The following is a 19,547-nucleotide window of genomic DNA, read 5'->3' as shown; positions in this document are numbered from 1 at the left end:
CAGCGCCAGGAGGAGGAAGGCGCCGCCTTCCTCGACTGGGAGGAAAGAGCTGGACTGGCGATGACGGCACTCGAAGCCCTCGCGGCCCGGCTGCGGTTCGACCTGCAGAGCGCCGGCTTCGTCCTCGTGCCGCCCGGCCACGAGGACGACTCCGACGGCGGCCTGCTCGTCTCCGTCTTCGAGGACCATGTGCACGTCAGCCGGGGAACGCACGACCGGCTCAGCGAGGCGGCACTCGACAAGCAGGAAGGCGGACGCAAGGGCGAGGAGGTCGTCTGCCGGTACGAGACCACCCGCGCGACGATGCACCTCGCCCCCGGCAGCATCCTCAACGCCTTCGACTACCGCGCCAAGCCGTACGCCCTCGGATTCGGGCACATCATCACCCCGGACCAGCCCTGACCCACCCGCCCAGGCGTCGACCGGCGTCCGCACGGAAAGGAAACAGCCATTCAGCCGGTACGACACAAAAGACAGTCCGGCAAAACGTTGGCTCACCAACGCTCCAACCGATCCCGCGTAGTAAAAGCGGATGCGCGGCAGCGCCTTCCCCGAGCTGGACTTCAACTGGCGCATCCGCACGCGCATCCCCTCCCCGGCCCTGGACGAGATCGCGCACACCGACATGGAGGGCTGGGACGACATCCGGCTGTGGCGGGGCGAGGCGAAGGTGCCCGACGACTGGTGGAACCTGCTCGACGTCGCCTCCCACGCGCTGCTGTGCGGGCCGGTCTCCTCTCCCGACCCCGACACGCTCCTGGCGGCGGCCGCGCGGGGCGAGCTGGTCGCCGTCGTTGCCCGGGCAAGCTTCCTGTGACGGCCCGGCCCCGCCGCGAGCGGACCCCGCGCACGTACCTGCCCGGGATTGCGGACGTCCTGCGGCGACGAGGCGATCGTCCGGGCCGTCCTCGACGTCCTGGAGCGCGAGTTCCGTGCCACCAGCGCCCGTCCGTACGACAACGGCCAGCGTGCCAACCTCCAGCTCGACGCCGGGTGCACCGACCCCGACTCGGACTGAGACGGCCTGCCTCAATTCCGGTCGGAAATTTAGAACTTGCCCAGGTCACAGGCCACGGCCCCGGTGCCGTCCGGCGCGCACGCACCCGCACCACGGGAGCGCTGACCGCGCCGGGCGGTGCCGGGGGAGCGGGGGCCTGGGGGCCGGCGAAGGCCCCCAGTGGCCACCGGCCCCAGCCCGGGCAAGCAACAGCGGCCACGACCACCAGGTGACGCGGCTCGCATCGTGACCCGGCCGGGCGCCCCTCGTTGAGCCGGGCGTTCACGTAGAAGGTTCACGGACCGGGACCGGGGCTGTCATGGCGACCACCCGGGCCCCGGTCGCGCCTAGACCGGCAAGGATGGGTCTCGCTGGTCCCCGGCGCCGGGTCTAGAAGTTGGAGATGACATTGGTCAGGACATTGTCGATGGTGTTGGGGTCCTTGGCGTCGTAGGCGCGGGCGTCGCTGGCCTCGGCGATTTCCTGGAGTTCGTCCCGGCAGGCGTCACCGCCGTAGGCGATGGTGAAGACCCGCACGGCGGGTTTGCTGGGGTTGCCGAGGTTGCCGGTGACCTCTTCGAGGACGGGTCCGCCTTGGGTTTGGTTGCAGCCGTCGGTCAGGACGACGATGGCGTTGATGGCGTTGTTGGCGTAGTTGTCGCGCAGGCTCTTCACGGCGTCGTCGGTGGTGGCGTACAGCGCGGTCCCGCCGCCCGGTTTCAGGGCGTCGACGTCGGCTTCGAGGTGCTGGCGCTGTGTCTTGCCGCCGCTCGTCGTGCTGCCCATGGGAGCGATCTTCTCGTCGGTTTCGTGCTGGTCGGAGAAGTGCCAGAGGCCGACCTTGTCGGTGTCGGTGAAGCCGTCGAGCAGGGCGCTGTGGGCTTTCTTGACCAGGTCGAGCTTGCTCGGTTCGCTGGGCGCCACTCTCCGTTTGCCCTTGGCGTTCCAGTCCATGGAGCCGGAGGTGTCGATCAGCAGGAGCACGTTGGCGGGCTTGCGCAGCTGGCGCCACACGGTCAGGAGATCGTCCAGGACTTCGTCGGAGGGCTGGCCCAGCTGACCGGGGAGCTGTTCGCGCAGGACTCCGTTGTCAGGGGTGATGCGGGGGGTGAGTCCGCCCGCGTGGGTGCGAAAGCCCAGTTCAGCGAACGCGTCCTGGGCGGTCTTGGATCTGAGGAATGTCTTGAAGTCGGCCGCGACGTCCTTCTTGGCGCCGGACAGGCCGTTGAGCGTGATGTAGGGGTGGTCGGAGTAGATCGTGCCGACGTTGTCGTCGTTGGTGGGGTGGAAGGCGACGAGCTTGGTGTGCGGTCGGGTGCTGGTCTTCGCGCAGCCGGGTTCGTCGGACTGGACGCCGCAGGGGTAGCCCATGTTGTAGGCGATGACGCTGTTCTCCTCGACGGTGACCGCGGAGACGTAGGCCGATGCCTGGCCGACCTCGTCGTAGCGGCGCAGGTTGGCCAGGTACGTCAGGGTGGTGTCGCCGTAGTGCACGACCGACTTCTCGATCGTGCGGACCTTTTGCTGGGTGGCGCTGTCGTGAAGGTTCGCGGTGCTCAGTTCGCTGCTGGTGCCGGTCTGCGCGTAGAAGGAGGCGAAGGTGGCGTTCAGGCCCGAGGTGGAGTACTCCGGGTTGGTCTTGCCGAGTTTGAAGCCGGGGCGGCTCGCCAGTGTCGACAGGTCTTGCCAGCTGATCTTCTTGCCCGGCCAGCCCAGCTTCTTCGCGGCCGGCTCCGGCATGGCGATGGTCAGCGGGCTGGTGACGATGGACGGACCTGCGGATTGCGGAAGCCGGTCACGCAGTTGGGCGTTCACGGCTCGGTGACGGGCGATCTGCAACCACACGTTCGAGGCGGGCGACCACACATCCGGGCTCGGGCCGTCGGTCATAGTGTTCCAGCCGCTCGCCAGCGCCCGCATCGCGGTGCCCGAGTCGATGCTGTTGACCGTGACCTTGATGCACTGGCCGTGGCTCAGGCGTGCCCGGTAGTCGTTCGCGAGGTCTGTGAGGATCCCGGACTTGTCGGTCGACGAGGCGATCGTCAGCGTCTTGACGGGATGGCCGCACGCGTCCAGCCCTGAGACGCCGGACGGTTTCGTCGTTTCATTGCCCCCGATCGCCTGGTACGTGCCAGCACTTGCCGCGATCAGGGCAAGAGTGATGCCGATCGTGAGGGGGATCTTCCACCGCGTGCGCCGTCGGGGCGGCTGCGAGGTCTCGGGACGCGCACCGGTCGCCCCTTACTCAGGCTCTGCGATCTCTTCGGGACCGGTAGGTTCGCCGGGTCCGGCGCCGGGGGCCCGGCGCCGGAAGCTGGCCGACGGCCGGGGACAGTAGCGCAATGAGCCCGTCCGGGTCCGGGAAGCCGACCCTGATGCACTGAATGCGGATGGTGGCGGGGTTACCCACCACCATCGGCTCCGCGGCGGAGCGATGTACTCAGCGACCGCCCGGCGACACCGACAGAGCGCCGGACTTTGAGCGCACGAGGAGAAACGTCGACGTCTGCACGCCGCGATTGTCGCGTACGGGAGTGGGCCGCACCTGGGCGCGGCCGAGTTTCTGGACTTTCTGGACCCCCCTTTTATGCGTGCACGCGTACGCGCGAGGCCCTGGGGCGATCCCCCCTCACAGCGGACCGGGGGGATCAAGTGGACCAATCTGGGGGCACGGACAACCCGGGCGGTTCCATCCTCGTCGACGCGCTGGCGCCGGTAGGCCACGACCAGGGCGACCAGGGCGCCGGCCCCGGCGACCACGCCGAAGGCCAGCTTCACCAGGTCGAACAGCGTCTTGGAGTCGATACGGTGCTCGGGCTTCAGCCCGCGGGCGCCGAGCAATTCCCATCCGGTAGCGAACACCGCGGCGGCCACGAGCAGCGCGGAGGTGAACGTCAGGATCAGGACGGTGCCGACCGGCCACAAGCGCAGCCCGCGCCGCTCGGTCCGGCGCCGGGGAAGATGTGCTCCCATACCCGTCAAGACCCCAGCCGACGCGCAGCGGTTGCAGCGGGGTTGGTCGAGCGCGCGGACCGAGAGGAACTTCGACTCTGGACTTTCTGAACCCCCCTTTATGCGCGCACGCGTACGCACGAGCGGCCCGAACGAGGGTGTGTGTCAGCGCGCGGGAGGGTCTCCGTTCGTGCCGGACCCCATGAGCAGGTACACCAGGGTCACCACGCCGACGGCGACGAGCACGGCGACGCCGACGTCCGGGTGCCTGTACGTGATGTACGCCGTGGCCGCACCGAGAAGGAAGAAGACACGGACGCGCAGGTCGAGGGGACCGTTCACCGGGTCACCGCCGAGCTGACCGAGGGGGTCATGATGACGCCGGACGCGGCGAGCTTCCGGGCCCGCTGCCGGACCTTGCTCAGGCGCCGTTCGACAGACTTCCGGGTGGTTCCGAGTTGTTGCGCGATCTTCTCCTGTGTAGCCCGGTGGTGAGCATGGCCGTGCACACCGCCCGCTCCTCCATCGAGGACCCCTCCAGGATGATGTCCAGGGTCTCCTGCAGCACGAACTGGTTCTCCGGACCCGGCACCGGCTCGTACTCCCATTCCTCAGAAAAGGGGTCGCCGACCGGAACCCTGTCGGGCCCGAGGAGCTCCCGCATCCGCTGCCGGTGGCCGCCGGCCCACTGCCGGTAGGCGTCCCGGTAGACGTGCAGGGCAAGGTGCAGGAAGAAGGTGTTCAGGCTCCGGCCGCCGTCCGGCTTCCAGTCCTGCAGGCAGTCCGACATGAAGCGAGGGACGGCCCGGCTCAGGCAGTCAATGGCGATGTCTTGACGGACGTCGTCCCGGCGCATCATCTCTTCGACCTCGGTGTAGGGCGCGGGGAAGTAGATCCGGCGCTCACGGCAGCGCTCGATGATCGTGCCGTCCTTCATCCAGGCCCGCAGCACCTTCCATCCGTACAACCAGAGGCGGTCCTGGAGCATGTCGAAGCGGGCGCCCTTGAACCCGTCCGCCTGCAGTTGCTCGAACAGTTCCCCGTCAGCGGCCCGCTGAGCGGCGGCCCGCTCTTCGTCTGGCAGGCGGGGAGAGGCGGCAGACGCGGGCGCGGTGAGCGCCGGGTTGGCGTCGGTGGACACAGGGCAACACTCCATCTCGTACTGGGAAGTCTTAGTGCTCCCCTGTACGTGCGAACGTCAGCGTCATCCCCCTCGAAATGTGAAATGCGTTTCGTAGCACTACGTCGCGGCAAACGGAGATGCCCGTTGCATTCGGGATAAGCTCCCCATATCCGGAGTCCATGGAAGTGCTCAAAACGGTTGAACGGGGCGGCTTATGTCAGACAGTCAGAAGGCGGTCGAACCGGTCGTCATCCCGGTCGTGCCGGCCCGCCCCGAGGAGTACGACGCCGCAACCCGAGCCGCGCTCGACCACATCGACCACCAGGCCGTGCGCACCGTCGCGGACGGCCGCCCGTCGAGCACCCGCCGAAGCTACGCCCAGGACTGGACGAGCTGGACGAAGTTCTGCGCCGACTCCGGGGTGCCTATGCTCGCCGTCACCCCGGGCACGCTGGTGATGTTCGTGGAGTGGCTGTGGACCCAGCCCGGCGGCAGGAAGGGGACGTGCACCGCGCCGTCGACCATCGACCGGCGGATCTCCGGCACCGTCGTCTCCGCCCGCGCCGAGCACGGCGTGCGGCTGGAGGACGGCGTCGCCCGCCTCGCCCGCAACCGGCTCAAGCAGTTGGTCAAGGAGATGGAGGAAAGGGGGGAGACCCGCGGCCGAGGCCAGGCCCCGCCGCTGCTCGTCGAGCATCTGGTGAAAATCAGCGCCGCCTGCCCAGACAACCTCAGGGGCATCCGCGACCGCGCCCTGGTCCTCATGCACTTCGCCGTCGCCGGCCGCGAACACGAACTCGCTTTCAACCGGGTCCGCGACTACGCGGAAACCCCCGGCGGCATCCAGGCCGACCTGCGCGTGTCCAAGGTCCGCCCCCGCGTCGTGCCGGTCCCCTACGGCTCCCGGCCCTCGATTTGCCCGGTCCGTGCCTGGCAGGCGTGGAAGGAGGCCGCCGACCTCACCGACCCGGACGGCTACGCCTGGCGCCGCCTGCACAACCGCTGGCACACCGTCATGGAGAGCGGGCTACAGCCCGAGTCCATCGGTGACATCGTCACCCGGGCCGGTGAGCGCGCGGGGATCGAGATCCGCTTCACCGGCCACAGCCCCCGCCGCGGCCTCGCGACGTCTTCCCGCCTGAAGGGTCACGACCAGATCGTCATCGCCAAGCAGGGCGGCTGGGCCCCGCACTCCAAGGTGCTCGCCGGCTACCTCGAAGTGGTCGACCAGTGGGAGGACAACGCCCTGCTCGGTGTGCTGTAGATCATCAGAACACGACGCGACGACCGCCGGGGCGGACCGCGGGGAACCGCCCGGAGGCCGTCCGGCACGCGTCTCGGCATCCGATGGATCCGGTCGGTCACGGGCTGCGCCCGATCAGGGAGCGCAGGATCGGCACCGAGGATCCAGCAGCGGTCAGCCCGGCCAGCACCGAGCCCGCGACGGGGGCCCCGGCGAGGACGGTCAGGACGCCCACCACGAGCCCGATGACGAGCGCGGTGAGTATGACGACAGTGGTGTGCAAGGACAGGAACGGCGGTTCCGGCGCGGAGCCGTCCGGCGTGGGGGCCGCTGGGGGCGGGGTCATCTGAGTCATGCCACAACGATGACCCCGTACACGCCACTGACCTGCATGAACCGAACAAGGTCGGCGCAGTCCGAACGTCCCGCGTACGCCCTCGAACAACTCCCCACCCTGTTCCGAGTTGTTCCGCAGAGATCGGCTCCAGCGGCCGTACCCTGCTGCGCACAACGAGCGGAGGCAGCGTGGCTGGCAAGGGGACGAACGGCGAAGACACGTATAAGGCAGCGCTGCGAGATCTCGGGGAAAGGCTCACCGAGCTTAAAGGCGCGCGCGGCGCTCCGTCCTACGACCGGATCCGAGCCCGCGGGGTGAAGCTATACGGCGATGAGTATGCGCTGTCGAAGTCGTCCATGAGCGAGATCTTCGCCGGACGGCGTGGCCCTGCCTCGCTGAGTCGATTGCTGTGGCTGGTGCGCACCATGCTGGCCTACGACGACGGCGAAGAGACAGCCCCGCCGCAGCGCCGAGACCCCCGGCTGGAGCCGTGGCGGGAGCGATGGCGCACCCTTGAAACGAGACGTGCTGCAGCCCGACGGCACCCTGACACCACGACCATCCCGGCTCCACCAGAGGGGCCCCAGCCGGAAGTCGTTGAGCCGCAAGATGCACAGTCACTAGCAGAGTCGGAAGCGGCCTGGTGGGCTGAGGCCCCGGCCCCCGACGCACGCGGCATCGGCGACACGCATCCCCCTGGGCACCACCAAGGAGAGAGCGCCCCTTCGAGCCAGCGGGATCAGGTGCCACGCGCTCCATCAGTAGAGCAGCGTCGTTCGACAGATCCAACCAACAGCTTCATCATCGGGCGGGGGTTCCCGCGGGTTGCCTTCTCCCCCGACGGCCGTCTGTTGGCTGCTGAAGGCACCGGCTGGACTGTGCGGTTGTGGGACACCCAGACTGGCCGCCCCGTCGGCGACCCGCTCACCGCCCAAGACGAGGTCATGGTTGTGGCGTTCTCTCCCGACGGCCGTCTCCTCGCCGTTGCCATCGCTGACAGGACTGTGCGGTTGTGGGACATCCAGACCCGCAATCCCGTTGGAAAGCCGCTCACCGCCCACGATCCGTTCAATGCGTTGGCGTTCTCCCTCGACGGCCGCCTGTTGGCTGCTGGGTGCACCGACGAGACTGTGCGGTTGTGGGATACCCAGACTGGCCGCCCCGTCGGCGACCCGCTCACCGCCCACGCCGCGAAGATCAACGCGGTTGCCTTCTCCCCCGACGGCCGCCTGCTGGCCACCGCCGGCGCCGACTGGACTGTGCGGTTTTGGGACACACAGACCCGCGACCCTGTCGGCGAATCCATCGTTGGCCACCGCACAAGAGGGACGTTCCCCCCTCCAGGAATCAAGAAGTTGGCGTTCTCCCCCGACGGTCGCCTCCTTGCTACAAGCGGCGGCGACAAGACCGTGCGGTTGTGGGACACCCAGACCCGTACCCCTGTCGGCGAACCACTCACCGCCAAGGACAGAGGTAATGCGCTGGCGTTCTCCCACGACGGCAGCCTCCTCGCTGCTGGCGGCAGAGGGACTGTGCGGTTGTGGGACACCCAGACCCGTACCCCTGTCGGCGAACCACTCACCGGCTACGAAGAGCGGATTACGGCGGTGGCGTTCTCCCACGACGACAGCCTCCTTGCTACGGCTGGCGGGACCGTGCAGCTGTGGACTCAGACAGCTCACATGTCTGGACGGTGACGTCTGTGCACCCCGCCCGCACATGACCGTCATCGCTGACATATCCGGACTCCGCTCCCGCATCGCACCAAACGGCCCGGCCGGTCGTTGACCAGCAGGGGCAGCCCCACGTGGGGGCGCCGGGAAGATACGAGGCGAGTCGATGGCAGGAGCGGTGCCGGAGGTACGGGCTGCGCAGCGGCGCATCGTCAGCACGGTGAACGCCTCTGGGGTGATCTGCGGCGATGGGCTCGCGCTGTGGCGGGAGGTCAACTGCGGTGAATCGAAGGCCACAGCAGCCGAGATTGCCAAGGACCTGACCATGTTGGACGTCCCCCACCAGGTCGTCACGGCCTTCCGCTTCCCCCTGGCCAACTCATGGGATAAACGGCCGCGGCGCGGTGAGGAAGTGCGCGTCGCCAAGAACGACCTGAAGCACCTGGTGCGGTGGATGCCGTCGCTGGAGACGTACATCGACCAGATCACCGGGGATTGCCCGGGTTTCGGCTTCACCATCTTCGAACCGCGGGCCGAGGGCATGGCCGTCATGCAGCTCGCCCTGGCAGCGGATTGGCCCCGCTGGACGAATAAGCAGGCCGGCGCGATGGGCTTGATGTGCGCCCAATGTGGTTACGACCTGCGCGAACGCCACAACGAAGACCGCATGCCGTACAACATTCCCCTGGCCAAGCAGCCGAAGAAGCGCCGTCTGGTCTGCGGGCAGTGCTGCAACGACGGCGTAGACAAAGTGAAGCGCTTGGCCGCGTGCACAGGGCAGTCGGCTGCGGAGTAGGACGACATCGAGCCCCAACGCCCTTCTGGGGCCCGGAGGCTGTCAGAGCTATGCCGTGGCTCAGAACGGCGCCTCGTCGAACCAGGGTGCGGTCGACGACACCCACGGGTCGGTGGGGCCCCAGGACCCGCGCGGAGACTGGATCGTCATCCACGAGCCGCCGTCCCAGTGGGGGTGTGGGTCGTGGCCCAGGACGTGGGCCACCCGGAGCCGGTGACGGCGGTGGGGCTGTGCTCGTGCGCGGAAGGACGGCCATCCGTAGTACTGAGGGTCCGGGCGTATCGCGCGGTCCGGCGGCACGTAGAGGATCCGGTAGTACGGCAGGGTGTCCAGGAAGAACAGCACCCCGGGGGCCGAGAGCCTGAACCCGGGGGGATCCTCTTCAATCAGGTAATGGTCGAACGTCTTCTCCAGTGCGGCGATGACGTCGCCGGACACGCCGGAGGAGAGAGCGGAACCGGGAGGCCCGGCGACGTAGAGCTTGGCCAGGCTGTGCCAGCAGGACTGCGGCATCGGGTTGACCAGGTAGCGCTCCAGGATGTCTGGGACCCTTTCGGTGTCCTCCGTGATCCGGTTCGAGATGGTCTCCAACTCGCGCTCGTACAGCTGGGTAGACCGGGAGTGCGCGGTGAAGTCCCGGCGGGCCTCCAGCTGGGCCCGCTGCAGGGCCAGTTGGCGCAGGTCGGCGAGCAGCATGTTGACCATGGTGCTCACCGTGGAGGGGGCCACCCCGTACACCGCGGCCAGCACCGTGGCGGCCGGGGAGGTGTCCTGCTGGGCCTGGAAGGGGCCGGGGTCCAGGGCGTGCGCGAGCACATCCTTGAGCATGAAGGCCGCGTGCTCCCGTCGTTCCTGGACGGCGGGAATTCGCCGGATGGCCGCGTGCAACTGGGAGTGGTCCACGTCCAGTTCGTTGGCCAGGTCCCAGAAGGCCGCCGGGCGGCGTTTGGGCAGCACGCCGCTGGACTCGATCTGCCGGTAGGTGTTCACCGCCAGACCCAGCCGGTCGGCGAGCTCGGCGAGGGTCAGGCCGCGGGCCACCCGGAGATCCGACAGTTGGGTGCCGTGCTGCAGCGCGGAGGCCGGCACCCCGACGGCCCGGGCCAGATCCGCGAGCCGCTGGGGGGAGGGACTGCTGCGGCCGTGCTCGTAGCTGAGGATGAGCGCTTTCGAGGTGCCGACCCGGCGGGCGAGGCAGGCGACGGTGAGCCGGTGCGGGTGGTCGGGGCATTGGGCGACCAGCCGTGCGGCACGCAGTGCCGATCCGTCGAACCCCGCGACACCTCGTGCCATCGCCGCCTCCCTCCACCCGCCCCCACGGGTACTGTTCACTGTCAATTGAGGTTACGCGAAACGCGTGATATTACGGGCGGGGTGGGCGTCGTACCGGCGATTCGGTACTGTTAAGACTCAAAATACGGTTGGCACGGGGCGTGTCAGTCCGCATGCTTGGGGCCGTCGCCTTGCTCGCGAGCAAGTTGGAAGCGGCCTCACGAGCGAGAGGCCGTACGTCCCGCCGACCTTTAAAAAAGCAAGATGCCGTGTACCCGCCCCTGCCACGGTTTGAGCACACGGCACCTTGTCTGTCCGACCGGAAGCGGTCTCAGCTGTTGGCGCAGCCGGGACCGTTTTTCGTTACTGCCAGAACTTCTCGAACAGGAAGCGAAGCCCGGCCGCGAGGGCCGCCTTCAGCGCCAGTTCGGCGAGCCGCCGGTAGTACGACTTCCTGTCGGGGTCCTTCTCGCCCTTCGGGGGCGAGTCGTCGTCCGACACGGTCGACCTCCTATCCCGGGTGCATTCGACCCGGCCGGCCGGAGCCGATAGGCCCCTTGACGGGACGGAGGTGGGCACCATGGTACCGGCTGTGACTGACCCCGAATTCGGCTCGATGCACACCCGGGCGATCTACGCGCAAAGACCCCGGCCCAGCAGCAACGGCTCTGCATACGGCGGTCCCTGATCCGGCGTCAGCCCACGTCACTAGTCATACTTTTGGCGACCGCCGGTGATCGGGAACCGGGCCCGGGTGCGGTGCGTTTCGAAAGACAACAGCCACAACTGCAGGAAATTCGCCTCGCCTTGCCTGGCTCCTGGTAAGTTGCCTTACCCGGAGTCAGAACGCGCGAGGAGAGCGGCCCGTGGAGTCCGTGCCCATCGTCGTGGAGACCACCGCCGAGACCGTCGGTTCCACCATCGTCTCAACGACGGCCCGGACGGGCGGACTGTCGGCGGAGGCCCGCGCCGCGGTCGAGGAGGGCATCCCCGCCGAGACCCGCCGCGGCTACGCCGGCGACTGGGCACGGTTCACCGCGTGGTGCTCCGCGAAGGGCCATCAGCCGTTGCCCGCGAGCGGCGACACCCTCACCGAGTACATGACGCACCTGAAGGGCGAGGACAAGAGTCCGGCCACTATGGACCGGGCGCTGGCCTCCATCACTGTGGCGCACGCCGCCGCCGAGGTCCCCAAGCCCTCCACGACCGGGGCCCGCCGCGTCCTCAAGGGCCACGAGGCAGAACGCAAGAAGAGCAAGGACCCGCGCCGTCGGCCCCGCCGAGCGGCCGCCGCCACCCCGCCCGTGCTGCGCAAGATGGTCGCCGCCACCGACACCGCCACGGCGATCGGCCGCCGGGACGTCGCCGTCGTGCTGCTCGGCTTCGCCCTGGCCGCGCGCCGTTCGGAACTGCGGCTGCTGGACTGGACCGACGTCGCCGAGGTCGAGGAGGGCCTGGCCGTCGAAATCTGGCGCCCGAAGGTCAACCACGAGGGCCCGCTCGGCGTGCCCTACGGCTCCAACCCTGCCACCTGCCCGGTCCGCGCAGTCCGCGCCTGGCGCCAGTGCCTGCTAGACCACGGCCGCCATCCCGCCGGCCCGCTGTTCCTGCGCATCGACCGGCACGGCCGCATCGCCCACCCGATGCGCCGCCACGGCCAGCCGATCGGTGACCCCACCGGCCGGATCACCGGCGAGGGCATCGGGGACGCGGTGACCCGGGCCGCCGCCCGCGCCGCCCTGACCGCCCCCACCGAGCTGCTGCCCGACCTCCCGCCCCGCTGGAGCGGACACAGCCTGCGCCGCGGCTTCGCCACCGCCGCCAAGCAGGCCGGCAAGGACCTCATCGAGACCGGCCGCCACGGCGGCTGGACCGACGGCTCCAAGTCCCTGGCCGGCTACTTCGACCAGGCCGGGATCTGGGACGAGACCAACCCGCTGTACGGCATCGGCCTGTAGCCGAAACACGTCCGTCGCCGGACCAGGCACCGTACGACAGTGCAGCCTGAACGGCCCTTCTGAACGCGCACTAGCGGCAGCTGGCGGCCGTCGAGCCGTTCGGTTCTTGGACATCACCGCATCAGGGTGTGGAGCAGGCCGACCACCGCCAGGCCCACGAGAAGCGAGACCCCGACCGCAGGGTGCTGAAAGGCGATGTACGTACCGCCGGCGCCCGCCAGCAGCAGTACGGCGGTGCGGGTGTCGAGACCGTTCACGTTGAACTCCAAGGTCGGGTGAGACGCGGCCCGTCCGCGTCAGGACCGCACCTTGCGGTACGCGAGGGTTAGCCCCGCAACTCTCGCGAAAAGGCCCGCTGCCTTCGTTCTACGGAGCTCGGTGCAGCCCCTCGAAGGGGTCGAACCCGAGCTGCTCGATCACCCGCTGGCGGGTGGACTCCTTGGGCCGCCACTGCTGGCTGGCCGGGTAGGTGAGGTTCAGCCCAGCCGCCGGAGGCACGAGCAGATAGTCGGCCCTCGGACAGTCGGTGAGGTGCGGGCACTCCTCCAACCCCCGGTTGCAGTAGGCGCACAGAAACCCTCTCACCTGCCCCGTCTGATGGTCATGGTCGACCATCGACCCGGGGTACAGGCCGCACAGGTGGCAGTCGGCGCCGAGCGCGTCGACCAGCGCCGCACGCAGGCGCCGGATGGACGCCGTACGGGCCGGGCGCGGCGGCCATAGGTGCATCAGCTCGTACCGCCCGCCCTGGCAGCGGTCCGCCCGGTCGACGGTGCCCGGATCCACACCCGGCCCGGTCGCCCGGACCGTCCACTCGGCGACAAGGGAGCCCCCGACCACCGTGTCGGGGTCGTCCAGGCGGCCGCCCTTCCACTCCTGCGGGCCGTGCGCCCGCTCGATCCACCCGCAGCGCTGGCGATGGCTCCAGACGCCGGCGGCCTCCGTCTCCCCGCACAGCATCCGGCCCGCCCGATCGAGATGGAACCGGCCGTCGTCGCCGGGGAGTGCGAGGGTTCTGCCCGGCGGCCCGGGCGGCGGAGTCGGCAGGTCGCAGGGCCGTTTCTTGGCGTTGTGCACCAGGTACTCGACGAACTCGGCGCCCTGGTCGGCCCAGCGCCACAGCAGCTGTGCCCGCCGGTACGGGGGCAGTTCATCCAGGCTCGCCATGGGGGGATCCTGGCGCACGGCACTGACAACCGAACGGCGCCGGCGTCGACTCACGGCAAGGCGACATGGCGGTGGGCGGGACCAAATGGTCCCGCCCACCAGTGCGATGAAACTCAGCGAAGCTGTGGAGGCTTCCGGGGCGGGGGAACAGCCGGGAGGATCTCCCACAGCGGTCGCCCGCCCCGGGCCCACTGCTCCAGCACTCGCCGGTCGACCAGGTGTAGGCGCTGGTGCCGGGCGAAGTCGCGGGCAGGCGAGGAGATCCTCCCGTTGGTCACCATCACGACGACGTCGCCGCCGTGCACCGGCCGGCCGGTGCCGTTGAGCGTCTGCAGCTCCGGAGTCCCGACAGCCGAGCCGTCCAGGCCTTTCCTGCGGTGCTTGCACTGGATCACCCACAGCCGACCGAGCGGATCGTGCCCCTTCACGTCGGCGCCGAGGTCACCCCGGCCGCCGCAGCGCAGCGCGTCGCGGGAGCCGTCCCGGGCCAGCAGGTCACGCACGGCGTTCTCGAAGGTGCTGTGGTGCATGGCATCCAGCTGGCCGAGCGAGTAGGTCAGGCCCTCAACCCGCAGCTGCGCGGTCCGCATCTGGTCAACCTGCCGGTAGATCCAGCCCGCGAGGACGAGAAGCGCCAGCAGGCCGAGTACGACCAGGACCCACCAGTGCGCCCACACCCACTCTCCGACCTTGACCAGCACCAACCCGACGACCACGACCCCGCCCAGCGCGACGAGCAGATCTTCATCGCTCTTGCGCCGCCGCCGACGCGGGCTCACCGTAAGTCCCCCGCCACCAGGGCGCGCAGCGTCCCGCGCCCATTCCGGCCGGTGTGATCGGCATCTTCGTATCCCCTGTTCCCGGGCACATTTCCCCCTCGTCTGCCGTTCTCCGCCGCTTTCATGACAGCACCCGGCACTGACAGTCGGTCCGCTGTCGGGATCACCCGTCTGAAAATCGCTGGCTGAGCCCAACGGCCGCGCACAGTCGATGAGTTGGCCGCCCTGGACTGTCAGTGCCGGTCGCTACCGTCGAATGTTGCGCCGAGGAACACCCGGCCCCGCCTGGGGGCATCGCCCCCTCTCACCGCCGAGGACCGCCCGTGACCTACGTACGCCCCCACTACCGCCGCGACGGCACCTACGTCAAAGGCCACAACCGCCGCACCCGGCCGCGCACCGCACAGCCCCGTACGGCACCCCGACGCACCACATCCCGGCCACGCCCGGTCCCCACCGGACCGACGACCTACGTACGCCCCCACTACCGCCGCGACGGCACCCGCGTCCGCGGGCACCACCGCTCCATCAACCCGCGCACTGTCGCCGTGGTCGCCGGCACCGGGGGCGGAGGTCTGATCCTGCTCCTCTTACTGCTGGCTCTGGCCGGCGGACCGGGAACCAGCAAGGCCCCAGTCGGCACCACACCGTCGCAGTCGGCATCAGTCCCGGCCACTCACCACCGGTAGGACTCGCACCACATCAGGGGGCCGTCAGATGTAACGGGCCCCCGCACAGCAAGCACGAAGGAGGGCCCCGGAGAACAGGGGCCCTTCGCCGTGCGGAGCCGCGCTTACTGGCTGCGGTCCCAGCGGATCGGGTACGACACCGTCGGCGTCGCCGCGGTGCGGGCTTGTCCCAACCTGGGAAGTGCACCGGGTAGACGCCGGTCTGCTGCGGTCGGGGTAACCGCTCGCCCGTCCCAGTGCCGCCTGCCGTTCCGCCGTTGCTACCGAAACCGAGACGGCCAGGGCGACCACGGCGAAGAAGGTCAACTCCCGCCGCGCCCCCGGGTGCCGCCGCGAGTGCGCCCTGACCTTCGTACCATCCGCCCGTTCGTAATCCCGCACCTGTACCACGTCGTGCTCCCCTCCCCTGACGGACGCGCCGCACCGGTGCAACCGCCCATCAAAGCAGCCACCACTGACAACCGGTGACGCATTGATCACCTTCAGCTATCTCCCGACTGCCGGGCCCTGCGCCAGCTCCAGGCGCTCCACGCCCAGCGCACCAGGACGATGGCTGCAACGCCGCCGACAGCCGCCAGCACCCAGGGCCAACCGACGAGGAAGCCAGCCGCGAGGACCCAGCCGAGCATGAGCAGAACGAACAGCCAGCCGGCCGCGGTAGAAGCTTTCGAAGACAACGTGACGTCCGGGGCACATGCGGCCTCGGCCGCAGATGAGGCTTCGGCGATTTGGGCCCGCGCGTTGAGAGCATGGACACGGGCAGTGGCCGGGCAGCAGCCGAGCTGTTCGGCGATCTCGCTGAAAGCCCACTCTTCGAGGTAGCGCAGGTAGGCGACTTCCTGGCGGCGCTGCTGCGGCATCAGTTGGATGAGCTCGGTAATCTCCCGCGCGGCGACGAGGTCCTCGGTGCTTGCGGACGGAGCGATGGTGGTCCAACTGACGGTCCCCTGCTCGGTGTGGTCCGTCGGATCCCCATCTGCCCGCAGGCCGGCTACGGGGACGCAGCGGGCTAGACGACGCCGAGCCACGGTGTAGAGCCAGGCGCGGGGGACCCTGATGGTGTCCCAGACACGCAGGGCCTGCTCGAAGGTGTCCTGGACGAGCGCCTCAGCGTCGACGTCCTGCTCGGACAGCCCCCAGGCGGCGCTCCGCTGACGCACCGACAGGACCAGCGGACGGTAGTACAGCTCGTAGGCCGTCTCGAAGGCCATCATCACCGTGGCGCCGCACTCGGCGCAGTACATTTCCTTGTTCACTGCGCACCGCCGGCGGGCTTGTCTCCTGGCACCCGCGCGGCGGCCTCGGCCCGGGCCAGTTCGGCGCGGGCGCGCAGCAGCAGGGCCTGGGCGAGGGCGTCGGCGACCTTCAGCACCGCGGGCGCGGCGCCGAGCAGCATCAGGGTCACGGGATCCATCATGGCGGCGTACCTTCCAACTCGTCCCGCCGTCGGCGGATCCCAGTGGGAATGCCTTGGCGGCTACCAGTTGGTGGCGCCCTCGGGCCCGGGCGTTTACTGGCCAGTCCATGATTTTTTCGGATCAGAGCCCAGCGGCTCACGGAATTTGGCCCGCGAGATCAGTCCTCGCCGTCCTCCTCATCCTCGGCCACGGCCACGGCCACGGCCACGGCCACGGCCACGGCCAGCATGGCCGATAGCTCGTCGGCGAGCTGAGATGCCGGTACGGCCTCGGGGAAGGGGAAGCCGTCGGCCGCGATCGACGGCCAGTCGACGAAATCAGCACTCATCACGCAGTGCGAAGGCGCCGAGTTCCGTCAGGCTTTCACACTGCTGGCGGAGACCAACAGCGGCCTCGTCCGCAGTACTCACAGACTCACCATCTGAAACACCGTCCAACCCGGCGATCATCGGAACCGACAAGAGGAGCGACACCCCCGCGCTCAACAAGGCTGTGCAGCCGCAGGGCAACACCGAGACTCGCTTAACCGTCACGCCCTCGTCGTACGAGGTCGGCGGCGGCCTCCGGCCACGCGGGGTGCTCGAAGGCGAAGCCCTCCTCGAGCAGGCGGCCGGGAACGACACGGCGGCTCTTCAGCAGGAGTTCGGTGTCCGAGCGCAGTGCGAAGGCGCCGAGTTCCGCCATCCACCGGGTCGCCGGCAGGCCGACCGGGACACCCCAGGCGGAGCGCAGGGCGCGCATGAACGCGCGCTGCGGCAGGGGTTCGGGGGCGGCGAGGTTCACGGGACCGGTGAGGTCGTCCCGGTCGACGAGGAACTCGACCGCACGGACGAAGTCCCGGTCGTGGATCCAGGACACGTACTGTGCGCCGCCCGCGACCGGGCCGCCGAGGCCGAGCCGCGCGAGCCACGACAGGACGTCGAAGACCCCGCCGGGGTCGGGGCTCATCACCATCGCGGAACGCAGGGCGACCTTGCGGGTCTGCGGGGTCACGGCCCGGTCCTGGGCCCGCTCCCAGTTGGCGGCGATCTCGACGCTGTAGGACCAGTAGTCCGGGACGCCGGGCTCGCTGCCGCCGATCAGGCCGGTCCGCTCGTCGTTCGGCGCGTCGAACCGGTGGGCGTAGACGGTGGCCGTACTCATCTGCAGCCAGACCCGCGGCGGCCGTGCGGCGGCGGCGACCGCCATCCCGACGGCCCGGGTGGAGCGCACCCGCGAGTCCATCATGGCCTTCAGGTTGGCCTCGGTGTAGCGGCAGCTGACACTGCGCCCGGCCAGGTTGATCACGACGTCGCTGCCGTCGATCTCCCGCGCCCACCGTCCCGGCGTCTCGCCGTCCCAGACGACCTCGCGGTCGCGCTGCGGCCGTCTTGTCAGGACGACGACCTCGTGTCCCGCCCCGGTGAGCGCGCGGTCCAGGATCCTGCCGACCTGCCCGGTCCCGCCGGGTATCACGATCTTCATGCGGCTCCCCCTCGTAGGGGACCACCTTAGCGGTCTATTTGAACATGTTCAAAAGTCGGCCGCGTCATGGATGAAGGGCCCGGCCGAACCTGCCGGATCGGTCGAGCCCTTCGGGTGAATCGTTCCTGCCTGGGGCGTCAGACCCCCGCCGCGGCCGGGTCCGCCCGCTTGGCGAGGGCTGCCGCTGCGGCCCCCACCAGCCCCGCGTCGGTGCCCATCTGCGCGGGCTCGACCCTCAGGCGCCGCACGAAGGACAAGGTGTCGTAGTCAGCCTTGCGCAGGGGCGCGAACAGGACGTCGCCCGCCTTGCCCATCGGAGCTGTACGCGTGAGTCGCGGACGTGGGCGGGGTGGCCGTCGGCGACTTCGAGGCAGTCGCCGCCGCTGCCGTCGCTGTACGTCGACTTGCGTCAACGGGCGACTTCCAGGCCCCTCAACCACCGTGGCGGCGGCCTGCGGGTCGTCTACACCCGTGTTGCGCGCGCCCAACGCCACGACGGTGCAGGTCGAGCAGGACGGGCCGTCCGCTGGCCCGGCTCGGGGCGCCGAGGGCCGGGCCCCGGCGCGGCGGTCCCGGCGGCGTCCAGCTTTGCCTCCGGGCTCGTAGGCGCCAACCGGCTTGGGGCTGACCGCCCCAAGCAAGGCAAAGAGGCCTGTCCGGACAGCGTCGTGGGGTCGTGTCGTCGCCGCCTGTGTGATCGGTGGCCGGCGGGTGCGTGTGGAGCCGCCGTCGGCAGCGGCGGTCCAGCGGGTCCACGACCGTACGGGACACGCCGCTGACGACATACACCCGGTGCCGCCCATCGCGTGAAGCGGTGCGCGACCCCAGCATCCGTCAATGCACCTCAGTGCGACGAACGGCAGGTGTTGCGGTGGGCGATGTCGAGGACGAAGCGCTCGGGGCGGTGCAGCTGCTTCGTCGTGTAGGAGGGCTTGCTGTCGAACGCGGCCCCGAAGGTGACGACGCCCTCGAAGTCGCCGGTCAGTGCGAAGCCCTTGAGTTTCGGCAGATTCAGCTTGATCAGGCGCGGGCCCTTGTAGACGTTCCTGCCCGCGTTGTTGTGGGCTGCGGCTGGGGAGAGCTTGATCTCCAGGAAGTGCTTCCCGGCCAGCGGGACCTTCTTCCCCGAGCCGTCGTAGCGGAGTTCCTTGAAACGCGTGACGGTGGTCGGCGGCAGTTTGCCCTTCACATCGATGACGACCCGGTCGAAGGAGCAGTGACCGGCGATCCTGGCGTTGACCACGAGACTCGTGGACGGTGCCGGGGACGTGGCGGCGGCAGAGGTCGGAGCCGCGGTGCCGGCCAGCAGGAGTGCGCTCGCGGTGATGGCCATGAGGCAATGGCGGGTGTACATGACGCCCCCTTATGAGACGTCGGGGACTGGTGGTCACAGTATGAGACATATGTGAGGGTCATACGGTTGCACGCTTTGGCGAATGATTCTCATGTACTGAAGTGCGATCGCCGACCTCGACGGTCGCCGGCATAGCCGCGGTCAGCCCAGACCCGGGTGATCTGCGGCTGGGTGAGGCGCAGCCGCCAGAGCACGTCGCGGGCGGCGTCGCGGTCCAACCCTTCCAGGACGGCGCGCACATCCTGGGGCTTCTGCGGCATCGCCACCAGATACGAGAAAACCGCCACTTCCTACGAAGCGGCGGTCAAACTCGCGTCATTCCTGT

23 protein-coding genes and 2 pseudogenes are annotated in these 19,547 nt (G+C 69.3%); 8 read left to right on the top strand and 17 right to left on the bottom strand.

Annotation, left to right across the window (positions count from 1 at the left end; all coding sequences use genetic code 11):
* The first annotated feature begins 60 nt into the window (after positions 1-60).
* The 3 genes from QF027_RS00460 (at position 61) to QF027_RS00450 (ending at position 1,018) form a co-directional block, all read left to right on the top strand.
* Complete coding sequence (locus QF027_RS00460; protein WP_307072052.1) at positions 61-402, top strand: hypothetical protein; 342 nt, start codon at positions 61-63, stop codon at positions 400-402.
* A gap of 130 nt (positions 403-532) precedes the next feature.
* Positions 533-817 carry a hypothetical protein gene (locus QF027_RS00455; protein ID WP_307072051.1) on the top strand — a complete coding sequence of 95 codons (285 nt, stop codon included), beginning with the start codon at positions 533-535 and terminating at the stop codon, positions 815-817.
* Positions 818-865: 48 nt separating this feature from the next.
* On the top strand, positions 866-1,018 hold the full coding sequence (locus QF027_RS00450) for a hypothetical protein (RefSeq protein ID WP_307072050.1): 153 nt from the start codon (positions 866-868) through the stop codon (positions 1,016-1,018).
* A 369-nt stretch (positions 1,019-1,387) separates the two neighbouring features.
* Here the strand turns inward: QF027_RS00450 and QF027_RS00445 are convergent, their stop codons facing one another.
* From QF027_RS00445 to QF027_RS00430, 3 genes are all read right to left on the bottom strand, one after another.
* Positions 1,388-3,037 (bottom strand): substrate-binding and VWA domain-containing protein, encoded by a 1,650-nt coding sequence (locus tag QF027_RS00445; protein ID WP_307072089.1) that lies wholly within the window; start codon positions 3,035-3,037, stop codon positions 1,388-1,390.
* Between the two features lie 1,077 nt (positions 3,038-4,114).
* Positions 4,115-4,291 (bottom strand): hypothetical protein, encoded by a 177-nt coding sequence (locus tag QF027_RS00435; protein WP_307072049.1) that lies wholly within the window; start codon positions 4,289-4,291, stop codon positions 4,115-4,117.
* Positions 4,292-4,370: 79 nt separating this feature from the next.
* Complete coding sequence (locus tag QF027_RS00430; protein ID WP_307072048.1) at positions 4,371-5,090, bottom strand: hypothetical protein; 720 nt, start codon at positions 5,088-5,090, stop codon at positions 4,371-4,373.
* Positions 5,091-5,286: 196 nt separating this feature from the next.
* Here QF027_RS00430 and QF027_RS00425 point away from each other — a divergent pair, with 196 nt between their 5' ends.
* Positions 5,287-6,336, top strand: a complete 1,050-nt coding sequence (locus QF027_RS00425; RefSeq protein WP_307072047.1) for an integrase — start codon at positions 5,287-5,289, stop codon at positions 6,334-6,336.
* 97 nt (positions 6,337-6,433) lie between these two features.
* Here QF027_RS00425 and QF027_RS00420 read toward each other — a convergent pair whose 3' ends face one another.
* Positions 6,434-6,670 (bottom strand): hypothetical protein, encoded by a 237-nt coding sequence (locus tag QF027_RS00420; RefSeq protein ID WP_307072046.1) that lies wholly within the window; start codon positions 6,668-6,670, stop codon positions 6,434-6,436.
* A 170-nt stretch (positions 6,671-6,840) separates the two neighbouring features.
* Here QF027_RS00420 and QF027_RS00415 point away from each other — a divergent pair, with 170 nt between their 5' ends.
* Positions 6,841-8,349, top strand: coding sequence for a WD40 repeat domain-containing protein (locus QF027_RS00415; RefSeq protein WP_307072045.1), 1,509 nt, complete (start codon positions 6,841-6,843; stop codon positions 8,347-8,349).
* Between the two features lie 142 nt (positions 8,350-8,491).
* Positions 8,492-9,121 (top strand): hypothetical protein, encoded by a 630-nt coding sequence (locus tag QF027_RS00410; protein WP_307072044.1) that lies wholly within the window; start codon positions 8,492-8,494, stop codon positions 9,119-9,121.
* 60 nt (positions 9,122-9,181) lie between these two features.
* Here the strand turns inward: QF027_RS00410 and QF027_RS00405 are convergent, their stop codons facing one another.
* Together QF027_RS00405 and QF027_RS00400 are read right to left on the bottom strand one after the other, a co-directional pair.
* A complete protein-coding gene (locus QF027_RS00405) occupies positions 9,182-10,414 on the bottom strand; it encodes a helix-turn-helix domain-containing protein (protein WP_307072043.1) in 1,233 nt (410 codons plus the stop codon).
* 342 nt (positions 10,415-10,756) lie between these two features.
* Positions 10,757-10,894, bottom strand: coding sequence for a hypothetical protein (locus QF027_RS00400; RefSeq protein WP_307072042.1), 138 nt, complete (start codon positions 10,892-10,894; stop codon positions 10,757-10,759).
* Between the two features lie 365 nt (positions 10,895-11,259).
* On the opposite strand from QF027_RS00400, the gene QF027_RS00395 reads away from it, so the two are divergent.
* On the top strand, positions 11,260-12,351 hold the full coding sequence (locus QF027_RS00395; RefSeq protein ID WP_307072041.1) for an integrase: 1,092 nt from the start codon (positions 11,260-11,262) through the stop codon (positions 12,349-12,351).
* Positions 12,352-12,464: 113 nt separating this feature from the next.
* On the opposite strand, the gene QF027_RS00390 is transcribed toward QF027_RS00395, so the two are convergent.
* The 3 genes from QF027_RS00390 to QF027_RS00380 all read right to left on the bottom strand — a co-directional run bounded on the left by QF027_RS00390 (position 12,465) and on the right by QF027_RS00380 (position 14,297).
* Positions 12,465-12,608 (bottom strand): hypothetical protein, encoded by a 144-nt coding sequence (locus QF027_RS00390; RefSeq protein ID WP_307072040.1) that lies wholly within the window; start codon positions 12,606-12,608, stop codon positions 12,465-12,467.
* Between the two features lie 109 nt (positions 12,609-12,717).
* Positions 12,718-13,518 carry an endonuclease domain-containing protein gene (locus QF027_RS00385; protein WP_307072039.1) on the bottom strand — a complete coding sequence of 267 codons (801 nt, stop codon included), beginning with the start codon at positions 13,516-13,518 and terminating at the stop codon, positions 12,718-12,720.
* A 113-nt stretch (positions 13,519-13,631) separates the two neighbouring features.
* Positions 13,632-14,297, bottom strand: a complete 666-nt coding sequence (locus tag QF027_RS00380) for a restriction endonuclease (RefSeq protein ID WP_307072038.1) — start codon at positions 14,295-14,297, stop codon at positions 13,632-13,634.
* Between the two features lie 323 nt (positions 14,298-14,620).
* Between QF027_RS00380 and QF027_RS00375 the strand changes: the two genes are divergently transcribed.
* Positions 14,621-14,986 (top strand): hypothetical protein, encoded by a 366-nt coding sequence (locus tag QF027_RS00375; RefSeq protein ID WP_307072037.1) that lies wholly within the window; start codon positions 14,621-14,623, stop codon positions 14,984-14,986.
* A gap of 482 nt (positions 14,987-15,468) precedes the next feature.
* Here QF027_RS00375 and QF027_RS00370 read toward each other — a convergent pair whose 3' ends face one another.
* From QF027_RS00370 to QF027_RS00335, 8 genes and pseudogenes are all read right to left on the bottom strand, one after another.
* Entirely contained in the window at positions 15,469-16,242 is a 774-nt protein-coding gene (locus tag QF027_RS00370) for a sigma-70 family RNA polymerase sigma factor (RefSeq protein ID WP_307072036.1), read from the bottom strand.
* Positions 16,239-16,403 (bottom strand): hypothetical protein, encoded by a 165-nt coding sequence (locus QF027_RS00365; protein WP_307072035.1) that lies wholly within the window; start codon positions 16,401-16,403, stop codon positions 16,239-16,241. Before QF027_RS00365 ends, QF027_RS00370 begins: the two co-directional genes overlap by 4 nt.
* 158 nt (positions 16,404-16,561) lie before the next feature.
* Positions 16,562-16,732 (bottom strand): hypothetical protein, encoded by a 171-nt coding sequence (locus QF027_RS00360; RefSeq protein ID WP_307072034.1) that lies wholly within the window; start codon positions 16,730-16,732, stop codon positions 16,562-16,564.
* Between the two features lie 194 nt (positions 16,733-16,926).
* On the bottom strand, positions 16,927-17,868 hold the full coding sequence (locus QF027_RS00355; RefSeq protein ID WP_307072033.1) for a TIGR01777 family oxidoreductase: 942 nt from the start codon (positions 17,866-17,868) through the stop codon (positions 16,927-16,929).
* A 137-nt stretch (positions 17,869-18,005) separates the two neighbouring features.
* Positions 18,006-18,182, bottom strand: a pseudogene (locus QF027_RS00350) (ROK family protein); the annotation flags it as partial.
* 8 nt (positions 18,183-18,190) lie between these two features.
* A pseudogene (locus tag QF027_RS49400) lies at positions 18,191-18,304 on the bottom strand (DUF397 domain-containing protein); the annotation flags it as partial.
* Between the two features lie 408 nt (positions 18,305-18,712).
* Entirely contained in the window at positions 18,713-19,222 is a 510-nt protein-coding gene (locus tag QF027_RS00340; RefSeq protein ID WP_307072032.1) for an AMIN-like domain-containing (lipo)protein, read from the bottom strand.
* Positions 19,223-19,311: 89 nt separating this feature from the next.
* Positions 19,312-19,509, bottom strand: a complete 198-nt coding sequence (locus QF027_RS00335; RefSeq protein ID WP_307072031.1) for a hypothetical protein — start codon at positions 19,507-19,509, stop codon at positions 19,312-19,314.
* Between the last annotated feature and the right edge of the window lie 38 nt (positions 19,510-19,547).

The sequence above is a fragment of the Streptomyces canus genome, assembly GCF_030816965.1.
In the GTDB taxonomy this organism is placed as follows: domain Bacteria; phylum Actinomycetota; class Actinomycetes; order Streptomycetales; family Streptomycetaceae; genus Streptomyces; species Streptomyces canus_E.
The sequence above is the reverse complement of the archived record's forward strand: the minus strand, read 5'-3'. Positions and strand labels throughout refer to the sequence as shown.

Coding starts and splice junctions, on each gene's coding strand:
- QF027_RS00405 (WP_307072043.1), bottom strand. CDS start 10,414: ATGGCACGAGGTGTCGCGGGGTTCGACGGATCGGCACTGCGTGCCGCA.
- QF027_RS00425 (WP_307072047.1), top strand. CDS start 5,287: ATGTCAGACAGTCAGAAGGCGGTCGAACCGGTCGTCATCCCGGTCGTG.
- QF027_RS00355 (WP_307072033.1), bottom strand. CDS start 17,868: ATGAAGATCGTGATACCCGGCGGGACCGGGCAGGTCGGCAGGATCCTG.
- QF027_RS00340 (WP_307072032.1), bottom strand. CDS start 19,222: ATGTACACCCGCCATTGCCTCATGGCCATCACCGCGAGCGCACTCCTG.
- QF027_RS00460 (WP_307072052.1), top strand. CDS start 61: ATGACGGCACTCGAAGCCCTCGCGGCCCGGCTGCGGTTCGACCTGCAG.
- QF027_RS00410 (WP_307072044.1), top strand. CDS start 8,492: ATGGCAGGAGCGGTGCCGGAGGTACGGGCTGCGCAGCGGCGCATCGTC.
- QF027_RS00365 (WP_307072035.1), bottom strand. CDS start 16,403: ATGATGGATCCCGTGACCCTGATGCTGCTCGGCGCCGCGCCCGCGGTG.
- QF027_RS00420 (WP_307072046.1), bottom strand. CDS start 6,670: ATGACTCAGATGACCCCGCCCCCAGCGGCCCCCACGCCGGACGGCTCC.
- QF027_RS00455 (WP_307072051.1), top strand. CDS start 533: ATGCGCGGCAGCGCCTTCCCCGAGCTGGACTTCAACTGGCGCATCCGC.
- QF027_RS00360 (WP_307072034.1), bottom strand. CDS start 16,732: ATGAGTGCTGATTTCGTCGACTGGCCGTCGATCGCGGCCGACGGCTTC.
- QF027_RS00385 (WP_307072039.1), bottom strand. CDS start 13,518: ATGGCGAGCCTGGATGAACTGCCCCCGTACCGGCGGGCACAGCTGCTG.